Origin of the sequence: Flavobacterium endophyticum, assembly GCF_003634455.1 — a bacterium.
In the GTDB taxonomy this organism is placed as follows: Bacteria; Bacteroidota; Bacteroidia; order Flavobacteriales; family Flavobacteriaceae; genus Flavobacterium; species Flavobacterium endophyticum.
Map to the genome: position 1 here is coordinate 18557 of NZ_RBLC01000003.1, position 21545 is coordinate 40101.

Below are 21545 nucleotides of genomic sequence, written 5' to 3' on the forward strand. Positions count from 1 at the left end.
AGTTGAATTTTAAATTTTAAATCCCGAATGCACATCGAACAAAATATATTAGACAAAGTAAACATCTGGCTTTCGCCTGTATTTGACGAAAAAACACATAAGGAAATCACAGAAATGATGACTTCTTCTCCAAAAGAATTAGAAGAAAGTTTCTACAAAAACCTTGAATTTGGAACTGGCGGCATGAGAGGAATCATGGGCGTCGGGACCAACCGCATCAACAAATATACGCTTGGCAAAAACACGCAGGGAATTTCTAATTACATGAAAAAGGTATTCCCAAATGAGCAGTTAAAAGTGGCTATTGCTTACGATTGCCGCCACAACAGCGATACGCTCGCAAAAGTAGTCGCTGATGTTTTTTCCGCGAATGGAATCAAAGTGTATTTGTTTTCTGAAATGCGTCCTACTCCAGAATTGTCATTTGCACTAAAATATCTGAAATGCCATGCAGGAATTGTCCTGACTGCTTCTCACAATCCACCTGAATACAACGGATACAAGGTCTATTGGCAGGACGGAGGCCAATTAGTTCCGCCGCAAGATGCTGAAATCATACAAATCATTGAAGCTTTAGGATATGACCAGATCAATTTTAAGGCGAATGAGAGCCTAATCGAGTATATCGACAAAAAAATAGACGAAGCTTTTGTGAAGTCAACCATTGAAAACGCAAGTTTCAACACTCCTTCTGAAGCCAAGAAAAATTTAAACATAGTCTATACTTCACTTCACGGAACTTCTATAAAATCAATTCCTGAAGTTTTGTCAAAAGCCGGCTATACTAATGTCAATATTGTTCCAGAACAGGCTGTGCCTGATGGAAACTTTCCTACTGTAAAATCTCCAAATCCAGAAGAACCGGAAGCCTTAACTATGGCGTTGGCGTTGGCAGAAAAATTAAATGCAGATCTTGTTGTAGGTACAGATCCCGATTCTGACCGTCTTGGCGTAGCTGTCAGAGACAATGACGGCAAGATGATTTTACTAAACGGAAACCAGACAATGGTCTTGATGACTGCATTTTTATTGGAGCAATGGCAAAAAGCAGGTAAGATTACTGGAAAAGAATTTATCGGATCGACTATTGTTTCTACGCCAATGATGATGGAATTGGCCACGGCCTATGATGTAGAATGCAAAATCGGCCTGACCGGATTTAAATGGATTGCTAAAATGATCAAGGATTTTCCAGAGCTGAAATTTATCGGCGGTGGTGAAGAAAGCTTCGGATTTATGGTCGGCGATGCTGTTCGCGATAAAGATGCCGTAGCCGCAACCTTATTGGTCTGCGAAATTGCTGCTCAAGCAAAGGCCAATGGAAGCTCACTTTATAAAGAACTTTTGAATTTATATGTAGATTTTGGGTTTTATAAGGAATATCTAATTTCAATAACCAAAAAAGGAATTGAAGGCGCTGCAGAAATCCAAACTATGATGCTACAGCTGCGTCGAAATCCTTTGAAAGAAATCAACGGGCAAAGAGTGCTGATGGTTGAAGACTACGAGAATTCAACGGCAAAGAACTTATTTTCTGGAGAGACAGAAACATTGGAAATTCCAAAATCCAACGTCTTGATTTATTATCTGGAAGACGGCACAAAAATATGCGCTCGACCAAGCGGTACAGAACCTAAAATAAAATTCTATTTCAGCGTAAACGAACCACTAGAATCGATCGAAGATGCCAAGAAAGTGGAAAAAAATCTAGATCAAAAAATAAAAAATATCATTGCAGAAATGCATCTGCAATAATTCACCAATAAATTAATGGATGCAAATTTAAGAAAGTTAATCCCTTTTGCTTTTCGGTATAAAAAAGACATTGTTTTAAATATTGTCTACAACGTTTTTTATGCTTTTTTCTCAACAATCTTAATGGTTTCAATGATTCCAACATTAAATGTATTGTTTGGGCTTAACGAAAAAGTTTTCACAAAACCTGAATATACAGGAATTGAAAATTTAAAATCATTTTCCGAAGATTATCTAAATTATAAAGTTACCCAATTTACAGAAAATAGCGGCTTTGAATACGCCATGATTTTTGTAATTTCTATTATCATCGTAACTGCATTTTTAAAAAATTTCACAAACTATTTAGCATCCTATCACATAACTCGGCTTAGAAATGGCGTTTTAAATGATTTACGGGAAAAATTATACCTCGTAATTATCAATCTTCCTATTTCTTATTATTCAGAAAAAAGAAAAGGAGATGTCATGTCGAGAATGCTGGGCGATGTTAACGAGGTTAAAAACGCGTTTTTTCAAGTTTTGGAGCTTGTAGTTAGAGAGCCGTTAACGATTGTATTCTCAATTGCAGCCATGTTTTTTATAAGTGCTAAACTTACATTGTTTGTATTTTTATTTATTCCAATTTCTGGATTTATCATTTCTAGAGTCGGAAAAAATTTAAAAACTAAATCAACAAGAGCTCAAGAAGAAAACGGACTACAAATATCAATCTTAGACGAAACATTAAGCGGTTTGAAAGTAGTTAAAGGCTTTAATTCTGAAAATGTTTTTATATCAAAATTTAATTTGTCTTTAAAACGATTATTACGTTTATCAAATAGCATTGGAAACAAAAACAATCTGGCTTCACCTTTAAGCGAATTTTTAGGAATTCTAACCATTGCCGTTTTATTATGGTATGGCGCACAATTAGTTATTGTAGACAAATCTTTGTCACCAACAACATTCATTGCTTATATTGCTCTGGCATATACGATTTTAACTCCAGCAAAAGCAATTTCAAAAGCCTCTTATCAAGTAAAAACAGGGCTCGCTGCAGCTGAACGTGTTTTTACATTAATGGAAGAAAAAAATGCAATCACAGATAAACTTGATGCTATTGAAAAAAGTACTTTCGAGGACAACATCCATATCGATAACATCAATTTTAGGTACGAAAAAGAAAATGTCCTCAAGAATTTCTCGTTAGATGTCAAAAAGGGACAAACCGTCGCTTTAGTCGGACAATCGGGAAGCGGAAAAAGTACCATTGCCAATTTGCTTACTCGTTTCTATGATGTTCAGGAAGGAATTTTAAAAATCGACGGCGTAAATATAAAAGATATCACTATGAAATCTTTGCGAGACCTGATGGGACTGGTCACACAAGATTCTATCTTATTCAACGATTCTATAAAAAACAATATCAAATTAGGCAAACAAGACGCAACTGACGAAGAAATAATTGACGCGTTGAAAATCGCCAATGCTTATGAATTCGTAAAAGATTTGCCTCTAGGAATCAATACAAATGTGGGCGACAGCGGAAACAAATTATCAGGCGGACAAAAGCAGCGATTGAGCATTGCTAGAGCGGTCTTGAAAAACCCTCCGATCATGATTTTGGATGAAGCCACATCAGCTCTAGATACCGAAAGCGAAAGATTGGTTCAGGTTGCATTGGAAAACATGATGCAGAACAGGACTTCAATTGTAATCGCACACAGGCTATCCACCATCCAAAAGGCGGACAAGATTGTCGTCATGCAGAAAGGTGAAATTGTAGAACAAGGAACCCACGACGAACTGCTAGCCAAAAACGGAGTGTACAAAAAATTGGTAATGATGCAGTCCTTTGAATAACAAACCCTAAATTATGTATCAGAATAATCCAAACATAAGCCTTCCGGAAAATAGCGACACAGTCGTTTGGAAATATTTGGATTTATCTAAGTTCCTGGACCTGTTGTTGTCCAAAAAACTTTTTATGTCACGTTCTGATAAATTTGAGGATCAGTATGAAGGTACTTTCAGCGAGCCTACGTTCGAGGAAATCCGGAAAATTTCTGAAAACAATCCTGAATTTCTAGACGTATACAAAACCCAGAGAAAAAATGTAGTCATCAGCAGCTGGCATATTAATGAATATGAGTCTTTTGCCATGTGGCAGATTTTTACCCAAAACAGCGAAGGACTAGCCATACAATCTACAATCAAGAGAATACAGGAATCGTTGCATTTGGAGAAGCACTACGAACAGCACATTGGTGAAGTAAATTATATCGATTATAAAAAAGAATACATTCCTTTCGATGATGATTTCTTCCCTTTTCTTTTCAAGCGAAAAAGTTTTCAGTACGAGAGAGAAGTTCGAATCATCTCAAATCTTTCTTCTCATAACCTGACCATCAACGAAGGCGTCAAAATAGACGTGGATATCAACAAACTAATTGAAAAGATATACATACACCCGAAATCAGAGAACTGGTATAAAAACCTCGTAATTCAGCTCGTAGGACAGCTTGGCTTCGACTTTACAATCGAGAAATCAGATTTAGAAAGCGATATCTTGATTTAAGAATAAAAAAATCCCCAAGCACTTAACTTGGGGATTTTTATTTAGGCTCCGTTGTTTCCAATCGGATCATATTTTTCAGTTTTCCAATCAGGAGAAAGCAATTCTACATAATAATAATGTACTAAATCGTCTTTATCAAAAGCTCCATTTTTGTTAATGTCTTCGATAGTCCTGTAATACAGCCTATTTTGGGCTTCAACAATATTCCAATCAATCAATTCTTGGTAATCTTCTGAAAGTTTGTGGAAATGCTTTCCGTTAAATTCGCTGATGTAAAGGCATTTGATATCGTTTGCATCTAACTTTCCATCTTTATTGGTATCCATATCGACCAAAGAGTAAACCAAAATCTGCTTTTTGGTCTTATCTGAAATCGTATTTAGGAAAGTCACCGTCTGCATTTGTATTTTCTTATCCGTCAACGGTTTCAAGGCTGTAGAATCAATATGCTGGAATTTGAGGTTTTCAAAATACCCCGTCAGTTCAAAACGGTTGTAATTTGAAATCGCATAGCTTACAGAATTGGTCTTGCTCGTACCGTAGGTCTTTGTGTTTCCATCATAGATACGAACATCGCCAATGGCATGAATCAGATATTTGGTGCCTTCCATATGAATCGGAAGATCAGCAATTTTTATCTGTGAAGAATCTGCTTTTGCAGTAACTTTTTCAGGCTTCGTATCATAAATCACCTTCGGAGTTTCCTTCTTTTCTTCGCAGCTAGCCAAACAAACTATTGCTACTGCTAGTATATATATTGGAAATTTTCTCATTTCTTAAGCTTAAATAGTCATTCAAATATAAAGATAAAACTTCAGAATTTCAATTTATAATCTTGCCGTCAGCTTAATATTGAAAACCCTTGTGGTCATATAATTTGGGATTCCGTACTGCACCTTCGTGTAAACATCTCTAACCCAAGTATTTGTTATTGCATTTTGGTTATTGAATAAGTTGAATATCTCCAATCCCAAAGACAAATCTTTGAATTTCTTCAGCCAATGTCCGTCAGGTCTTGTTTCGTTTTTCTCTGTAAAGACATAGGAAAAACCTACATCTGCCCTGCGATAATCACGCAAACGGCTTTGGTATACATACGGATCAGCATACGACGGAGAGCCGCCTGGCAGGCCAGTATTGTACACAAGGTTCAGATATAATTTCAGGTTAGGAATGTTTTTCACATAATCTTGGAACAAGATGCCGAACTTCAATCTTTGGTCTGTTGGTCTTGCTATGTAACCGCGGTCGTTTATATTTTCTTCTGTTTTCATGTATCCGAAACTGAACCAAGATTCGGTGCCAGGAACAAATTCTCCGTTCAAGCGCGCATCAAAACCTGTAGCATAGGCCTTGGCATCGTTATTGGCGCTGTATCGGATTCGTACGTTATCAAGCGTATAAGTATTGACATCTGACATTGATTTATAATAAGCTTCCGTGACCAGCTTAAATGGTCTTTCCCACATCTTGAAACTATAATCATTGCTCAAGACGACATGTATCGATTGCTGTGCTTTCACATCTGGATTTACCAAACCGTCAGCACCACGGAGTTCTCTGTAAAATGGCGGCTGGTGGTACAAACCTCCCGACAGGCGGAAGACCATATCGCTTTCCCAATCAGGTTTTATGGCAAACTGGGCTCTTGGGCTGAAAGTCGTCTGATTTTTTCCGTCTATATCATCTCCAGAAACTTGCCAATTGTGGGCTCTTACACCGAAGTTATACCAAACATCATGGCTTCCAAGCATGCTTTTTTTGCTCCATTGAACATATCCAGAAAGCCTGTCGATTTTTGTATAATTTAAGGCTCTTACATTTTGATATGGCACTAATGGTCCAGTATACGGATTGTACGGCTGATCGCGAATTGGCAAATCAATAATCGGCGGATTTAATGAAAAACCTGCAGAGTCGATGACTTCCCATTCCACAATTCTATCGCGAATATCCTCACGGGTATATTTGAAGCCCCACTCTATCTTATTTTCGTTAATGTTATGGAAACCCTTTACTTCGGCATTTACGATCAACGCATCCAGATCATTTCTGGCATGGTTTAGCTGAGAACCGATTTCTTGTGTATAGACGATGTTTCCTAAATTTCCAGAGCCAATATTGGTGTCCAATTCACCAAAGCTATAATCGGCTTTGATATCGAAATATTCTTGTTCTTGGGTATGATAAGCGGAAGCAATAAACTTCAAGGTGAAATCTTCGCTTGCCTTAAAAGTTGTTTTTAAAGCCCCGAAATAGGTATCGTATTGGTCTTTTTCTTGTCCTTGATAAAACACTAACAATGCTTTCGGATCATCAATTGTTCCGAAATTGGTCTGTCTTGTCAAAGGCTCGTAGTTGTATTTGTTTTGGGAAATATTTCCAAGAAAGCTCCATTCCCATTTGTTATTCGGATTATAGGTCACGTAGGTCTGTACATCGGCAAACGTAGGCCTGAAATTGGTCTCTGTTTCTTGACTGTTTACGAAAAGACTGTTATCTCGGTAACGCACGCCTGTAATCGCGGCCCATTTTTGGTTTTTTGAAGCGGTTTCGACCATCAGGCTTCCTCCTAGAAAACTAGCTTCTAGAGAAGCACCAAAGCTTTTAGGTCTTCTGTAGGTAATATCCAATACAGACGACAGTTTATCGCCATATTTGGCCTGAAATCCTCCGGCAGAAAAATCTACATTCTGGATCATGTCGGTATTGGTAAAACTCAATCCTTCTTGCTGGCCCGAACGAATCAAAAAAGGACGGTAGACTTCAATTTCGTTTACATACACTAAATTTTCATCATAATTCCCGCCTCGGACAGCATATTGTGTACTTAATTCGCTATTAGAATTTACACCCGGCAAGGTTTTCAAAAGATTCTCAACACCTGCGTTGGCACCAGGAATCAATTTTATGTCTCGAGGAGCAATATTGGTAATTCCTTCTACTCTTTTTCGGTTGTTATAAATCTCGACAGTACCGATCATCTCAACCTTTTTGCTTAAGACAGGATTGAATTCAAAATCTTCGTTAGGCTTCAACTCAATATCCAAAGAGGAACTTTTATTTGCTAAATGCGAAAAAACAATTGTTATTTTTTGGTTGGCCGGAACCGTCAGTATGTAAAATCCATTTTCGTTAGAAGTCGTCGAGGTATTTTTATAGCTGACATCTACATCTTCGACTGGCTGGTTGTTTTCATCTAAAATAACACCTTTAATTCTAGCGGTCTGTGCGAATGCGGCCAAGCCTATAAAGAAAAAAAGGACTGCAAATAAATTATTCTTTGTTTTCAAATTATACTCTTTTATTGTTGTTGACTTCTAAAAAAATGCGACTCAAAGGTAGTAGAATTTCCCATATTATCAGAAACAACTATTTTTAAATCATTTCGCCCTTCATCGGCGATATTGTCCTCAAAATTATACGAAAGCTTTTTAGTTTTGTAATCATATTCCAACAAAATCCATTTTCCGTTCAGATATCCGTTATATTCTGCTATTCCGGACATATTATCGGATATATAAATTTCTAGGAATTGCTGCTTGCTGATCCATTTGCCTTCTACAAAATTTGGATTGCTGATTTTCGGCGCAATCGTATCCCTTGCTAAAACGAATTCACCTAAATCTTTAGTATACGTCGTAAAAATATTTCCTTTTCGATAAGTCTTATTATAGCCAAGACGTTTTCCTTCCTTGGAAGCGATAAACATTTTTGCTTTGTCAGCCTCGGAAGAAACTGCATCTTCAAAAGTTATGGTGATATTATTATGCACAGGAACAGTTTCATTATGGAGATACAGCACCGTGTCTTTTACATCAAAATCAAGGTAGAAATCTTCATAAAAAGTTCCGGCCGGTACAAAAACAGTAACATTGTCTTTTGCATAACTATTGTCTTTTCGTGCTTTTAGAAAAAAGCCGGAGCGCTTTTCTTCCTTCGGAACGGTTATCGGCAAGGATGAATATTGAATTGGAATGTTGATAATGCTCTTGTTTTTATTAAAATCAGAAACTTCAACTTGAAAATTCTGATAAAGATTAGGAAGCACTTCAACCATCCCATAAGTATTGTTAGATGTTATGATGCTCAAAAGATACGGCTCGATCATAAACAGCTTTTGCACCCTTTGGCCAGTCCTCTTAAATCTAGAATAGTCAATAAGCGCATTGATGTAACGTCCTTCATCAAAAGCAAAAGAATCAAATTGGTAACCGAAAAAAGGTTTTCCGTTACACAATCCTTGCACTTTAAACACGCCATTTTTGTTATAACTGTTGTCGAAAAGATCGTAAGTATTGACACCAAATCCAATTTTTCCGTTGGCAACAATTTTTTCTGCGATGTAGCTGCCGTCTTTCTGTAGCGAAAGATTGACTTCCATCGGCCGCTGCATCTGGTTTACGCTAGAACTGTCGCCGATAGGATACACCACAAGATTATTAATTACAGGAGGCCTAGTATCTTTTATCTGTATGTCAAATCCGAAAAACATCGGATTAATTATCTTTTCTGTTTTTGAATCACGAAATTCAAAATGCAAATGCGGTCCGCCGGATCCGCCCGAATTTCCGGATAATGCGATAATATCCCCTTTTTTAACCACAAGTTCATTTTCTGTAGGAAACATTTCGACTTCAAATGCTTTTTGAGCATATTGGGCTTTTTTGATATACGCCTCGATTGCAGGAGAAGCCTTTTGAAGATGCCCATAAACAGTGGTATAGCCGTTGGGATGCGTGATATAAATAGCTTTTCCGTAGCCCCATGTAGAAATTTTTATTCGGGATACGTAACCGTCAGCCGCCGCATAGACATTCAATCCTTCTTTTTGCTGCGTCTTGAAATCAAGTCCGGTATGGAAATGATTTCCTCTCAATTCTCCAAATGTTCCAGATAAATAAAGTGGGATATCCAAGGGAGAACGAAAATAATCTTTTGGATAGTCGTTTTGTCCAAAAACCGTGAGGGTAAATAATAAAAAAATCAGGCTAAATCGCATAGTAAAGGTTTTTGCTAATATAAAAAAAAGCATGAAGAAAATATAGAATTTTTCGAAATTATAACTCCTTATTTTACAAATTATTACAACAAAAGGTTCGATTAAAAAGATAATTTAAGGAAAAATATTGCAATATTTAAATAGGAATAGTAACTTTGTAAATTATGTAATGAATATTGACTCCAATGAGTGAAATTGCGCAAATCATTGATACTCTTGAAAGCAGGCTTGAAAAACTCATCGCAAAAATTGAGGGTTTGGAAAAAACATCACGCGAACTGCAGCAAGAATTGAATCAGGCCGCAATAGTGATGCAGAAACAGTCGAAAGAGATCGAAACGTTGAAATCACAGCATGACACACTCAGAATAGCCAATTCATTATTAGGCAGTGAAGAAAATAAAAGAGATACAAAGCTTAAGATAAATTCATTAATCCGTGAAATTGATTACTGTATAGCACAGCTTTCAGATTAGTAATTATGGACGAAAAGCTTAAAATTAAAATATCAATCGCAGACAGAGTCTACCCCTTAACAGTAGACATGTCACAAGAAGAAGGGTTGCGAAGCGCTTCCAAAAAGATTGATTTAATGATTAAGCAATTCGAAGAGAATTATGCGGTTCGTGACAAACAGGATGTTTTGGCAATGTGCGCCTTGCAATTTGCATCGCAATTAGAGCAGAAACAAATCGATTCTTCGACAGATAATGTTGAAGCCAACGAAAGACTGAAGAAGATTAATGATTTATTAGCAAGCTATCTAGATAAATAAAAAACGTTCTTTAACATAGACTAAAATACTGCCTACATTAGTTCATATTTGGTAAACTCAACACTAACAAATTAAAATGAGCAAATCATCGTTACTAAAGCAAGCTGCCTTGAGCAGATCCTTGAACAGCGAGTTAGCTCAAAACTTGTCTTAACGAGTTTATACAAGCAATCTAATGTAGGCTTTTTTTATATATAAATTTCAACAAACATGGACAGTACATTAATTATAATTATTTCAGGAATCGTAGGCATCGCGGCAGGTTTTGCTATTGCAAAAGTGATGGAAAGGAGCAACGTTTCCAACCTGATAAAAAACGCCAAAAAAGAGGCCGCATCGATTTTAAAAGATGCCAAAGCAGAAGCCGAAACCAACAAGCAGCACAAAATCCTGCAAGCAAAGGAGAAATTCATCGAACTTAAGTCAGAGCACGAACAAGTAATCCTGGCTAGAGACAAAAAAATAGCAGAAGCAGAAAAAAGAACAAGAGATAAAGAATCTCAAGTATCGAATGAACTGGCAAAAACCAAAAAGGCGACCGATGATCTTGAAGCAAAAATCAACGATTACTCTAACAGAATCGAATCGCTAGAAAAAAAGCAAGCTGAAGTAGACAGATTACACAAAAGCCAAGTAGAACAGCTTGAAGTTATCTCTGGATTGTCTGCCGAAGAAGCGAAAAACCAATTGGTTGAAAGCTTGAAAGCTGAAGCAAAAAGCAGCGCTATGTCGCACATCCAAGAAACGCTTGAAGAAGCCAAGCTTACGGCACAACAAGAAGCAAAGAAAATCATTATCAATACAATCCAAAGAGTCGGTACGGAAGAAGCTGTCGAAAACTGCGTTTCTGTATTCAACATCGAATCGGATGACGTAAAAGGACGAATCATCGGCCGTGAAGGTAGAAATATCCGAGCTTTGGAAGCAGCAACAGGGGTTGAAATCATCGTTGATGATACTCCAGAAGCCATTATCCTTTCTTGCTTTGATCCTGTCCGCAGAGAGATTGCTCGTTTGGCATTACATAAATTGGTAACTGACGGACGTATTCACCCTGCCAGAATCGAAGAAGTAGTAGCCAAAACCGCTAAACAAATTGATGACGAGATTATCGAAGTTGGTAAGCGTACAGTTATTGATTTAGGAATCCACGGATTACACCCAGAATTGATTAAAGTGGTAGGACGAATGAAATACCGTTCTTCTTACGGACAAAACTTATTACAACACTCCCGTGAAGTTTCTAAGCTTTGCGGAATCATGGCAGCTGAATTAGGACTGAATGTTAAACTGGCAAAAAGAGCCGGATTATTACACGATATAGGAAAAGTGCCTGATACGGAAAGTGATCTTCCACACGCATTGCTAGGTATGCAATGGGCTGAAAAATATGGCGAAAAAGAAGAAGTATGCAATGCAATTGGAGCGCATCATGACGAGATTGAAATGAAATCATTGCTTTCTCCGATCATCCAAGTTTGTGATGCTATTTCTGGAGCGAGACCTGGAGCCAGAAGACAGGTTTTAGACTCATACATTCAACGATTAAAAGATCTTGAAGATATTGCTTATGGTTTCCAAGGAGTGAAAAGCGCCTATGCGATCCAAGCAGGTAGAGAATTGCGTGTTATCGTAGAAAGCGAAAAAGTTTCTGATGATAACGCAGCAAACCTTTCTTTCGAAATCTCACAGAAAATACAGACTGAAATGACTTACCCTGGACAAGTAAAAATCACGGTTATCAGGGAAACAAGAGCTGTAAATATTGCGAAATAATTTACAGAATACATCTAAAAAAAAAGCTCCTCAAATAAATGAGGAGCTTTTTTTAGTTTAGAAATATCCTGCAGATATCTTCAAGACAGACAGGCTTCAAGAAATAATCTTTTACTTCGTTAGGAAAATCTTTGGCCTTATTCAAATCGAAAGGACTGTTAGAAGAGCTTACCATATAAATTACGGTTTCCTTATTCAGCGATCCTTTGATCTTTTGGAATTCTTCCAGAAACTGCCATCCGTCCATTACTGGCATATTGATATCCAAAAGAATCAGGTCTGGCAGCGTAGTCCCGTTTTTGGAATTTTCTTTTAGGCCTTCAATTGCTTCCTGCCCATTTTCAAAAAATCGTGAATTGACCTCTATATTATTCTTTTTCAATAAATTTTTTAATATAAAATGGTAGATTTTATCATCATCAACCACGAAAACATCATTAAACTTTTTCATTAAAATATATTTTAAATGCAGTTCCTTCCCCCACTTTGCTTGTAACTTCAATTTTTCCACCCATGGCTTCGACCTGATTTTTTGTTATAAAAAGGCCAATTCCCCTAGAATCCGGATGCTGATGAAACGTCTTATACATCCCAAAAAGCGAATTCCTATATTTATCCAAATCTATCCCGAGTCCATTATCTGAAATCGTCAGTACTTTTTTCCCTTTTTCATACGTCAGCTGGTAGGTGATTTCCAACTGCCTGTCAGGATGGGAATATTTGATCGCATTTGTCGTAAAATTCAAAAGAATACTTTCCAAATAAGCCGGGTTATAATTTATATACACGTCATCCGGAATCAAGCTTATGATTTTTACATTATGCTTATTTATCTTTTCGCTCAGAACATTCAGCGTTCTCTGAAAAAACTCATTCAGATTCAGGTTTTCTCGAGCAATCTTTATTTCTGTATGTATGCTGACCAATTCGTTCAGATGTTCTATTGTCTGCGTCAATTCATTCGAAATTGTTCTCAGGTGCAACAGCGTTTCTTCGCGTTCTTGAGTATCCTGAATATCGTCAACTAGATCAAGAAGCATCGTAAAATTCCCAGCATGCGAACGCAAATTGTGCGAAACGATATGAGCGAAGTTCAACAACCTGCTATTCTGTTCGCTTACGATATCAAGCGTTTTTTTCAACTCATCTTCTCTTTCTTTTTGAGAAGAAATATCGGTATGCGTTCCTATAATCCTTAACGGCTTCCCGGCTTTGTCGCGTTCAATTACCTTACCGCGGTCGAGTATCCACTTATATGTTCCTTTTCGTCCTTGTACCCTATGCAGATTTTCATAAACTGCGGTCACTCCTTTTAAATGCATGTCGATATCCGAAAGATATTCCTTCCTGTCGTCAGGATGCACTTTTGAGGTACAGTTTTCAAACGAATTGATTCCTTCTTCTTCATCAAGATCAAGGATTTTCATCGACTGTTCAGAATAGAAAACCGTATTGTTTTGAAGATTCCAATCCCAAACACCACCCATAGAAGCTTCTAGCGCAAATTCAAAGCGTTTTTCGGATAAAATCAGTCGTAATTCTTGTTCTTTGTTTGCCGTAACATCGGCAATACGTCCATAAAATACGACACTCCCATCTTCTAAAGCTTCTGGTTTTGCCGAGCCTTTCAGCCAGCGGATTCCTTTTTTCGGAAGCAGAACCCTATATTCATGGTTCCATCTTGTTAAGGTATCCCTTGATTTTAGGACTGATTTTAAAAATCCTTTTACGTCTTCCTTAAGAATGCGATCTGTTATCACGACTCCGGCATCATGCTCAAGATAATCTTTTTCGAACCCGTAAATCTCCATAGCGGAGTGGCTTACAAATGGCATACTGTAAGTATTATCCTTTTCAATTTTAAACTGAAAAATCAGATCTGGAATTTCTTTCAGAAGCTTTTCATAAAATTGATTCGAAGTGTAAGATTCATCTGAATTTACGTAATTCTCGAATGGCATTAAAGGTTAACATATTGGTTAGGTGGCACAAAAGTATATACCAAAATGTCAAATCCATATAGGAAAAACACAAAATCGTTTAACGGTTATTTTCTTGGATGAAATGCATTCATAACTTGGGTAAGATGCCTTCTGTCGAGGTGTACATAAATTTCTGTAGTTGTAATCGATTCATGTCCAAGCATCAATTGGATTGACCGAAGGTCTGCTCCATTTTCTAAAAGATGGGTAGCAAAAGAATGCCGAAATGTATGTGGGCTGATTGTTTTCTTGAGATTAATTTTTACCGCCAAGTCTTTGATTATTGTAAAAATCATAGCCCTTGTCAGCTGTTTTCCTCTTCGGTTGAGAAACAGCGTGTCTTCATGACCTTTTTGAATGGAAAGATGCGATCGTATCGAAGTCTTATACATATCGATATACTTCTGCGTAAGATTTCCGATTGGGACAAAACGCTGCTTGTCGCCCTTTCCTTTTACTTTTATAAAACCTTCTTCAAAAAACAGGTCCGAGATTTTGAGAGACACTAATTCCGAAACCCGCAATCCGCAGCCGTAAAGCGTTTCCAGCATGGCCCGGTTTCTTTCGCCTTCGTTGGAAGACAAGTCTATCGCGCCAATGATCTTGTCAATCTCATCCGTTGACAATGTATCGGGGAGTTTTCTGCCTATTTTGGGGATTTCTACAAGTTCCATCGGATTATCATTTCTATAATCTTCAAAAATCATGTAACTGAAAAAACTTCTCAATCCCGAAATGATTCTTGCTTGGGAACGAGGATTTACCGTTTTCGAAATATCGTAAACAAATTGCTGTATCACTTCTTCAGAAATAGCAACAGGACTTACATTTATCTGATTTACAGAAAGATATAACACAATCTTTTCTATATCAAACGTATAATTGTCAATCGTATTTTTTGACAAGCCACGCTCAATCTTTAAAAAAGATTGGAAATTTTTAATGTATGTCTCCCAGTTTGCCATTTGCTGAATGTTGCCGAATTACTATGCTGGCATAATAAATGTACTTGTTTGTCTACTAACAAAAATAATCTAATTATGAAGCTATTAAAAATTATTTCGACAAATGTGCTTTTGATTGGCGGAATGCTATCTTTTTCGACTCAAAAAGCACAGGCCCAATCTGATGGCTCATTTAATAAAGCTGGATTTGGAGTAAAAGGCGGTCTGAATTACGCCACGATTACAAAAGGTGACTTTGATGAAGGTCCTGATGCAAGGACGAGTTTCTATGTAGGTGCTACGGCTGAAATTCCGCTGATAGATGATTCCTTTTCGATTCAGCCCGAAGTTATTTATTCAAGACAGGGTTTTGAAAGGAATTATTCTTTTTTAGGAAGCGATTATACTGCGGAATACCAATTGGATTATATCAATGTTCCGGTATTGGCAAAACTGTACATCGTAAAAGGATTTAGTATTGAAGCTGGTCCTCAGTTCGGATTCAAGATTAATGAGAAAATTGATTTGGATGCTGGCGACGACGATGAAGGAAATGATTTGGATGAAGTAAATGATTTCGACATGGGATTGGCAGCCGGCCTGACTTTCCAATTTGACGGAGGTTTGTTCATTAATGGAAGGTACAATCACAGTTTTAATGAAGTTATCAAAGATTCTGATGCTAAAAACTCCGTTATACAATTCGGATTGGGATATAAATTTTAACATTTCCCATTTCTCCGCCAAGTTTAGATAGTATGAGATTCAAAAAATAATCAAAAGTTTATATCTAAACAAAAAAATATTACATAATAACCATAAATAATAAACTTTTATACTTAAAATAGTTAATTTTTTGTGAATTATGAAATATTTAGAATTTTAAGACCATTCTTAAATCTAAATTTGACTTACAAACCTTAATTAAAAAAAGAAGATTATGAAGCTATTAAAATTAATCACAGCAGGCTCAATTTTATTGACGGCTATGACAGCAAACGCGCAAGAAGCAGACAACACGACGAGCAGACAACCTAGCTTGGGCGTAAAAGGTGGTGTAAACTTTGCCACCGTTACTGGAGATGATTTTGACAGTCCAGACTCTAGAACAAGTTTCCACGTAGGTCTTGTTGGAGAATTACCATTGGCAGATATTCTTTCGCTTCAGGTGGAAGCATTATATTCTGGGCAAGGTTTCAAGTCTGATATTGACGGAGGGCTTATAGGCGGCGATGGAAAAGTAGAATACCAACTTGATTATATTAATGTGCCTGTGTTAGCGAAAATTTACGCTACGAGAGGTTTAAGTTTTGAAGTCGGACCACAGTTCAGCTTTAAGGTAAACGAAGAAATCGATTCCGATGCAAATGACGACGGTGGCGATTTAGATTTAAATGAAGCCAAAGACTTTGATTTCGGAATTGCCGGCGGTCTTACTTTTCAAACTGACATGGGACTTTTCGCAACTGGAAGATACATTTATGGCGTAACCGACATTGTGGAAGATGCTGACGTAAAAAACTCTGTCTTTCAAATCGGTATTGGATATAAGTTCTAATACAATCAGAAAGCTATAAAAGAAAAGCCTTTGGAAATTCCAAAGGCTTTTCTTTTTAATTAGTTTGAGGTCTAATAAATTATTTTCTTGGCCACTTTTGCTCCTTCAGCAGTGACTACCTGAACAATAAGTACCTGTTCTGTCGGAGGCAAGCTTTTGATAATGGTTTCCGTAGTATTGATCTTCTGGCCATCAAATAATAGCCTTCCTTGAATATCAAAAACCTTGACTTCCCCAATTATGGCTAATCCAGCATTTACCACAACACTTTTGTCTTTTTTATAGATAATAATGCTTTCTGCATTAAATTCTGGAACTCCCAAAGCATCATTCTGATACACAATCTTGAACCTGCTATCAAAAGTTCCTATGTTAGATGTGAAACTGTAAGGACCTGATTTTAAATCATGGATAATATTCAGAAGATTGTCTTTTAGATAGATATTTTGAGTTACAAATAATCCGTCTAACATGTCAAGGCTGATTGTGAAGGTTCCTGCAATAGTAGCCTTGATGCCCAGATCTACACTATCAGCTTCATCAAATGGTAGTGCACGTCCTTGGATGGTTAGCTTTTGGGCATTGTTCAGCGAATAAATAGAAACGTAATTGCCTCCGAATAAATTACCATCAAAACCTCTATCCAAGCCATTTGTAGCGCCTTCTATATAGCCTATCAAAGCCTGATTAAATGCGCCTTGGTTATTTCGTATGTTTAGCCAAAACCTGTTCTTTTCGATTCCTGAATGAGTGGTATTGCCACGAGGATTCGGGTTTCTAAAGAACTGATTATTTTCGTCTTGAACACGCATGTCGTTTATAAATCTGACTGGAACATTCCCAAGACCTCTTACAAAAAAGGCTTGGCCAGAAGCCAAGTATTTTGTCGGCGTTGTAGTATTGAAATTATTGCTGATTTCAGGGTGCAACGGATCTGGAGTCGCAGGCGAAGTGGCAACACCACCCGAAAGATTATACGTTGCATAATCATTAGCCGTATAATTGTAAGTCTGGTCGCCAGGAATTGCGTTGCTTGGTGCTGAATTATGCGTCCATAAATAAATCGTTCCGTCGACAGCCGCGATATTATCCGGATGCGATAAAAATTCATCTATATCTAAAGCAGATGGATATGGATTTCCTATCAAGTTCCATTTATAATCGGCTGGCAGTATACTCGTATTTCCGTAAACCGGAATTGAAATATTTGCATTATTAGGAATCCCCTCGAATGTCGCAATATAAGGTATAGCTGCCGTAGTAGAAAAACTTTGCGGTGCCCTTACGATATATCCTTTAGCATCAAGCATTGTGGTATTGCCATTCATGTGGGTTACCCAAGCTTGGCTCACTGGATTCCAGCTATAATATTTGTCTGCTAAGGTAGTAGGCGACAAATTGTGTAGCGTCTGTCCTGCAACTGGAGATGACCAATACGTAAAGTCAAGCCTTTTCATCGGCTGTGTATTGCGTTTTGCCTTGATGATTCCGATGTTTGTGTTAGCCGTTCCTGCTGTCTGTAAAAGACTTGCGGTATCTTCGAGAGTAAAGGTAGCCGCCGGTTTTATCCTTACCTGATTTGCAATGGTAATCGTATTATCAGCATTAATAACAACATTGCCGCTATTTACTTGTAAAAGACAGCCCGAAAGATCTCCTGTAGAGCTATAATTGCCGTTAAAGATTATCTTCTCTGTACCGGTTATCGGCGAGGTTCCAGTACTCCACGAAGTACCATTCCATATATTAGAATTTCCAGAAATGATGGAGGTATCAGTTGCATGGCAGCCAGAACCGTTTGTTACAGTTGCAGTATAGGTTTGCGCCGTATCAGGATAAGCATAGACCGTAGCACTATTTCCTCCTGTATAAGGAGTCGTAAGCGCTGCATCTGTGTATAATCCTGTAACAGGCGTCCATGCTACTGGTGAAGGAACAGAAATTCCGGTGATTCGAATATCGTCAATATTCCAACCATAATTCCAACCCGAATAATACCTGAATCGGACTCTTAAATTAGGCTGATTGATATAAGCTGACAAATCAATATTCACTGTGGAAAAATTTGTCGGAGCTCCTTGATCGCTTGTATAGGTCTGTAATGCAGTCCAGACTCCATCTAAATCTCCATCGGTATTGACTTCAATAATAGCTCGGTCCGGTGCCTCATCATTCACATATTCGTAGTAATGCCTGAAGTTAAGAGCCAAAGAAGTATAATTATACGTACTGATAGCACCGCTCATGGTCAGGGCGTTATTAGAATAACCAAATAAATCATAAAAAGAATCAATTGCTCCAAAATTGCTTCCCGAACTTACTGTTTCATAGCTTATATACTCACTTGGACTTTCTTCAATATACCAATATCCATTTGCTGAAGATCCATAATCTTGAAGCATCATAAGCGTAGATGCAGACACTTCAAAATCTTCGTAGAAAAGCGTATCTGTTGTTCCAGAGTTACTTCCAGTTGCTACCAATTCGATTACGCCGTCGCATAAATTCGCAGCAGCTGGAGTTACAGAAGACGCTGGGGAAGAATAAATAAAGGCATTTACCGGAAATCTAGGGCTTTCGCAAATTCCATTATAGGCCGACACGTAATAGGTTTTTGTAGTTATCAATGAAGGCGTCACAAAAGAACCTGTAGTTGTGGTTGCAACGGGACTACCGCTGCTTATGTATTCGTACCATCTGTATTGTGTTGTACCCGAACCTCCAACAGCCGTCAAAGTTACTGTTCCGGGACCGCAATGTTGCCCAGAAGTCGCTGTAACCGTAAGCGTACAGGTCGGGATTACGGTAATCAGGTAATCTTCTACTTCTCCATTGTTGAAAGTAGCTTGGCACGGATTATTGTTGGCATTTCTTGCCAATTTTATTCTCAATCGAGTCGTGCCAATAGTTGCGCCGGCCGGAACAGTAATTGTCAAGCTATAGGTGCCACTTCCTGCAGCGGCAGTTGGTCCCGCTACGACTTCTCCTCCATCGGCAAAGTCGCCATCCTGATTCCAATCTGCAAAAAGGTAGATGCCATCATTATTATGGCCGCTTGAAGTTGTCACTCTAATTGTCGAGGTAGCTGTTCCTTGCATTACAGAAGCAATAGACCCCAAACCAGTATAATCCGCATAATTTGACTGTGTTGTCGTATTGGTAAATCCTCCGGAAACTACTCTTGAAATATATTCGTTGTTGTTGGTCGATGTTGAAGCACAATAACACATGGTAGCACTAGTAGTAAAACTCCAAGTCGTTGGCGATCCAGCTGTAGCTCCGCAAGCATTCCTCGGCACGATTCTCCAGTAATACGTAGTCGACGCTGCTAATGTGCCTGTGCTATAGCTGTTTGTTGTCACATTGCTTGTTACAAGAGCCGGTAAGCTTCCTGCACCAAAATAAACATCATAAGAAGTAGCGCCAGCCACAGCAGTCCATGTTATAGCAGTTGTCGCTCCTGTTCCTGAAAAGCAAACACCAGTAGCGGCATTAGCTGGCGATGGTCCTGATGCAGTTCCTGGCAAACTATTAACTGTAACAGCCAGACTTCCTGATGCTGTACTCCAGCAACCCGTAGCATTATTTTGGGATCGAATATAATACGTTCCACCAGTCGTTACAGTATACGTATTACCGCTGTTTGCAGTAGATGTCCCTGTTGCTGTTGTCTGCCAATACCAAGTCTGTCCGGCCGGAGGGGTCCCTGATCTTGTCAATGTGACTCCAGGAGAAGTACATTGTGGAGAGTTGCTCGTCGGGTTTCCTGGATTAGCAGGCAAAGCATTTACTGTAAATGCCGTACCGAAGGTCGTTGTCCCTCCTGGCGTGGTAACGCTTACATTACCTGTTGTTCCTGTACCTATTGTAACGGTAATCGAAGTTGCCGTATTGTTCGTAATCGTTGCAGCGGTTCCGCCAATAGTTACACTAGAAGCACTGGACAAGTTTGTCCCTGTAATTGTTAACGAACTTCCAACACAGCCGCTGGTTGCACTTAGGTTTGTAATTGCAGGAGACGGCAATGATGTTACACAGATTGTAAATGGCCTAGAATTCGTAGTAACATTTCCGTATTCATAAACTCTCACATAATATACACTAGATGGCGTCAGACCAGTTAGCGTTACAGATTCTCCCGTCGTTGAACTGCCCTGAGCATCTGCACAGCCTATATTAGAACCATTACAGGCACCGCTCCTAACATCTATTACCGCATCAAATGCCGATGTTGGTGTTACTGTTACAACATGAGTACTTGAAGTTGCGGTAAACCGATACCACAAATCATATGCTGTAGAGGAAGTCGAACCGGCACAAGTTATAGAAGAAATACTTTGGGTAGCATTCTGTAAATTACCCGTTGTTGATGTCGTACATGTTGTCGTAGCATTTACAGTTAAGTTGGCAGCTCCACTGCAATTATCATTTGCCGGTGGCGTTATGACTCTTATCGAATTGATGTCTAGATTATTATTTGTAGAATTAATGACTCTTATATAATAGGTGGTTGTTGCTGTCAATCCTGTCAAATTCATGGATTCTGTCTGGCCACCTGCAGTAGTGTTATTGTTTGCACAGCCAATTTGGGTTAGCGAACCGCAAGTACCAGAATATGCCGCCAATACTAGCTGCCTATTATTTGAGTTTACAATTACATTCGCTTCAGTACCTGTAGCCACAAATCGATACCATCCATCTCTTGACATGGCTCCTGAGCATGTTGTCAATGTCGTCGGCGCTTCAATTGTATTATCTACAACCGTACCTGTTACTGCTGCTGCATCAACCGTTAGCGTCACTGCAGTCGAACAAGAAGCTCCTTGAGCAAAACTTTTTGAGCTCATCAAAAAGGCAAATGCAATCAAAAAGAACAAAAGAGCCTTGGTTCTAAATTTCCTTAATGCGTATCTTATTTCAAATTTATCATTTGATATTTTTTTGTAATTATTTTTCATGGTATAGTGGTTTAACATCGAAATTTATAATAAAACCAAATGTTTTTAACATAAATTCAAACCCACAAAAGCATTTTCACAATAATTACGATTAACTACATTTCCGTATCGTTCAACTACAATATTTGCCTCTCCCTGTTGATAAGTTTTTTTAATTTTTGGATAGAAAATAAAAAAATTAAGTAAGATTAAACCTACTTATTACTATTAAAATCGTCTAATAAACACATTCTAA

15 protein-coding genes and 1 other RNA gene are annotated in these 21545 nt (G+C 38.1%); 9 read left to right on the forward strand and 7 right to left on the reverse strand.

Features of this window, described 5'->3' with window-relative positions; all coding sequences use genetic code 11:
• Nucleotides 1-27: 27 nt before the first annotated feature.
• From CLV94_RS11480 to CLV94_RS11490, 3 genes are read left to right on the forward strand one after another with little or no spacing between them, the layout of a single operon-like run.
• A complete protein-coding gene (locus tag CLV94_RS11480; RefSeq protein WP_121376647.1) occupies nucleotides 28-1755 on the forward strand; it encodes a phospho-sugar mutase in 1728 nt (575 codons plus the stop codon).
• A 15-nt stretch (nucleotides 1756-1770) separates the two neighbouring features.
• On the forward strand, nucleotides 1771-3600 hold the full coding sequence (locus tag CLV94_RS11485) for an ABC transporter ATP-binding protein (RefSeq protein WP_121376648.1): 1830 nt from the start codon (nucleotides 1771-1773) through the stop codon (nucleotides 3598-3600).
• A 13-nt stretch (nucleotides 3601-3613) separates the two neighbouring features.
• Nucleotides 3614-4315, forward strand: coding sequence for a hypothetical protein (locus CLV94_RS11490; RefSeq protein WP_121376649.1), 702 nt, complete (start codon nucleotides 3614-3616; stop codon nucleotides 4313-4315).
• Between the two features lie 41 nt (nucleotides 4316-4356).
• Here the strand turns inward: CLV94_RS11490 and CLV94_RS11495 are convergent, their stop codons facing one another.
• The 3 genes from CLV94_RS11495 to CLV94_RS11505 are packed head-to-tail and all read right to left on the reverse strand — an operon-like array spanning nucleotide 4357 to nucleotide 9317.
• A complete protein-coding gene (locus CLV94_RS11495) occupies nucleotides 4357-5088 on the reverse strand; it encodes an EF-hand domain-containing protein (RefSeq protein ID WP_121376650.1) in 732 nt (243 codons plus the stop codon).
• Nucleotides 5089-5142: 54 nt separating this feature from the next.
• Nucleotides 5143-7608 (reverse strand): TonB-dependent receptor, encoded by a 2466-nt coding sequence (locus CLV94_RS11500; RefSeq protein WP_121376651.1) that lies wholly within the window; start codon nucleotides 7606-7608, stop codon nucleotides 5143-5145.
• Nucleotides 7609-7619: 11 nt separating this feature from the next.
• A complete protein-coding gene (locus CLV94_RS11505) occupies nucleotides 7620-9317 on the reverse strand; it encodes a M23 family metallopeptidase (protein ID WP_121376935.1) in 1698 nt (565 codons plus the stop codon).
• Between the two features lie 185 nt (nucleotides 9318-9502).
• Between CLV94_RS11505 and CLV94_RS11510 the strand changes: the two genes are divergently transcribed.
• The 4 genes from CLV94_RS11510 (at nucleotide 9503) to rny (ending at nucleotide 11868) form a co-directional block, all read left to right on the forward strand.
• Entirely contained in the window at nucleotides 9503-9793 is a 291-nt protein-coding gene (locus tag CLV94_RS11510; RefSeq protein WP_121376652.1) for a hypothetical protein, read from the forward strand.
• Between the two features lie 5 nt (nucleotides 9794-9798).
• Nucleotides 9799-10092, forward strand: coding sequence for a cell division protein ZapA (locus tag CLV94_RS11515; RefSeq protein WP_121376653.1), 294 nt, complete (start codon nucleotides 9799-9801; stop codon nucleotides 10090-10092).
• A gap of 55 nt (nucleotides 10093-10147) precedes the next feature.
• Nucleotides 10148-10253, forward strand: a non-coding RNA gene (gene ssrS, locus CLV94_RS11520) — 6S RNA.
• Between the two features lie 49 nt (nucleotides 10254-10302).
• The gene (rny, locus tag CLV94_RS11525) at nucleotides 10303-11868 is read left to right on the forward strand and encodes a ribonuclease Y (protein WP_121376654.1); all 1566 of its coding nucleotides are present in this window, start codon (nucleotides 10303-10305) and stop codon (nucleotides 11866-11868) included.
• 52 nt (nucleotides 11869-11920) lie between these two features.
• Here the strand turns inward: rny and CLV94_RS11530 are convergent, their stop codons facing one another.
• From CLV94_RS11530 to xerD, 3 genes are all read right to left on the reverse strand, one after another.
• Nucleotides 11921-12319 (reverse strand): response regulator, encoded by a 399-nt coding sequence (locus CLV94_RS11530; protein WP_121376655.1) that lies wholly within the window; start codon nucleotides 12317-12319, stop codon nucleotides 11921-11923.
• Nucleotides 12306-13829: a PAS domain-containing sensor histidine kinase gene (locus CLV94_RS11535; protein WP_121376656.1), complete on the reverse strand. Its 1524-nt coding sequence runs from the start codon at nucleotides 13827-13829 to the stop codon at nucleotides 12306-12308. Before CLV94_RS11535 ends, CLV94_RS11530 begins: the two co-directional genes overlap by 14 nt.
• A gap of 86 nt (nucleotides 13830-13915) precedes the next feature.
• On the reverse strand, nucleotides 13916-14815 hold the full coding sequence (gene xerD, locus CLV94_RS11540; RefSeq protein WP_121376657.1) for a site-specific tyrosine recombinase XerD: 900 nt from the start codon (nucleotides 14813-14815) through the stop codon (nucleotides 13916-13918).
• A gap of 75 nt (nucleotides 14816-14890) precedes the next feature.
• On the opposite strand from xerD, the gene CLV94_RS11545 reads away from it, so the two are divergent.
• Complete coding sequence (locus tag CLV94_RS11545; protein ID WP_121376658.1) at nucleotides 14891-15520, forward strand: porin family protein; 630 nt, start codon at nucleotides 14891-14893, stop codon at nucleotides 15518-15520.
• Between the two features lie 214 nt (nucleotides 15521-15734).
• Nucleotides 15735-16352, forward strand: coding sequence for a porin family protein (locus tag CLV94_RS11550; protein WP_121376659.1), 618 nt, complete (start codon nucleotides 15735-15737; stop codon nucleotides 16350-16352).
• A gap of 71 nt (nucleotides 16353-16423) precedes the next feature.
• On the opposite strand, the gene CLV94_RS11555 is transcribed toward CLV94_RS11550, so the two are convergent.
• Nucleotides 16424-21310 carry a GEVED domain-containing protein gene (locus CLV94_RS11555; RefSeq protein ID WP_170148788.1) on the reverse strand — a complete coding sequence of 1629 codons (4887 nt, stop codon included), beginning with the start codon at nucleotides 21308-21310 and terminating at the stop codon, nucleotides 16424-16426.
• Between the last annotated feature and the right edge of the window lie 235 nt (nucleotides 21311-21545).

What these genes read in the sequence shown, in the direction of transcription:
- CLV94_RS11480 (WP_121376647.1), top strand. Translation starts at nt 28, where the DNA reads ATGCACATCGAACAAAATATATTAGACAAAGTAAACATCTGGCTTTCG.
- CLV94_RS11485 (WP_121376648.1), top strand. Translation starts at nt 1,771, where the DNA reads ATGGATGCAAATTTAAGAAAGTTAATCCCTTTTGCTTTTCGGTATAAA.
- CLV94_RS11490 (WP_121376649.1), top strand. Translation starts at nt 3,614, where the DNA reads ATGTATCAGAATAATCCAAACATAAGCCTTCCGGAAAATAGCGACACA.
- CLV94_RS11495 (WP_121376650.1), bottom strand. Translation starts at nt 5,088, where the DNA reads ATGAGAAAATTTCCAATATATATACTAGCAGTAGCAATAGTTTGTTTG.
- CLV94_RS11505 (WP_121376935.1), bottom strand. Translation starts at nt 9,317, where the DNA reads ATGCGATTTAGCCTGATTTTTTTATTATTTACCCTCACGGTTTTTGGA.
- CLV94_RS11510 (WP_121376652.1), top strand. Translation starts at nt 9,503, where the DNA reads ATGAGTGAAATTGCGCAAATCATTGATACTCTTGAAAGCAGGCTTGAA.
- CLV94_RS11515 (WP_121376653.1), top strand. Translation starts at nt 9,799, where the DNA reads ATGGACGAAAAGCTTAAAATTAAAATATCAATCGCAGACAGAGTCTAC.
- rny (WP_121376654.1), top strand. Translation starts at nt 10,303, where the DNA reads ATGGACAGTACATTAATTATAATTATTTCAGGAATCGTAGGCATCGCG.
- CLV94_RS11530 (WP_121376655.1), bottom strand. Translation starts at nt 12,319, where the DNA reads ATGAAAAAGTTTAATGATGTTTTCGTGGTTGATGATGATAAAATCTAC.
- CLV94_RS11535 (WP_121376656.1), bottom strand. Translation starts at nt 13,829, where the DNA reads ATGCCATTCGAGAATTACGTAAATTCAGATGAATCTTACACTTCGAAT.
- xerD (WP_121376657.1), bottom strand. Translation starts at nt 14,815, where the DNA reads ATGGCAAACTGGGAGACATACATTAAAAATTTCCAATCTTTTTTAAAG.
- CLV94_RS11545 (WP_121376658.1), top strand. Translation starts at nt 14,891, where the DNA reads ATGAAGCTATTAAAAATTATTTCGACAAATGTGCTTTTGATTGGCGGA.
- CLV94_RS11550 (WP_121376659.1), top strand. Translation starts at nt 15,735, where the DNA reads ATGAAGCTATTAAAATTAATCACAGCAGGCTCAATTTTATTGACGGCT.
- CLV94_RS11555 (WP_170148788.1), bottom strand. Translation starts at nt 21,310, where the DNA reads ATGAAAAATAATTACAAAAAAATATCAAATGATAAATTTGAAATAAGA.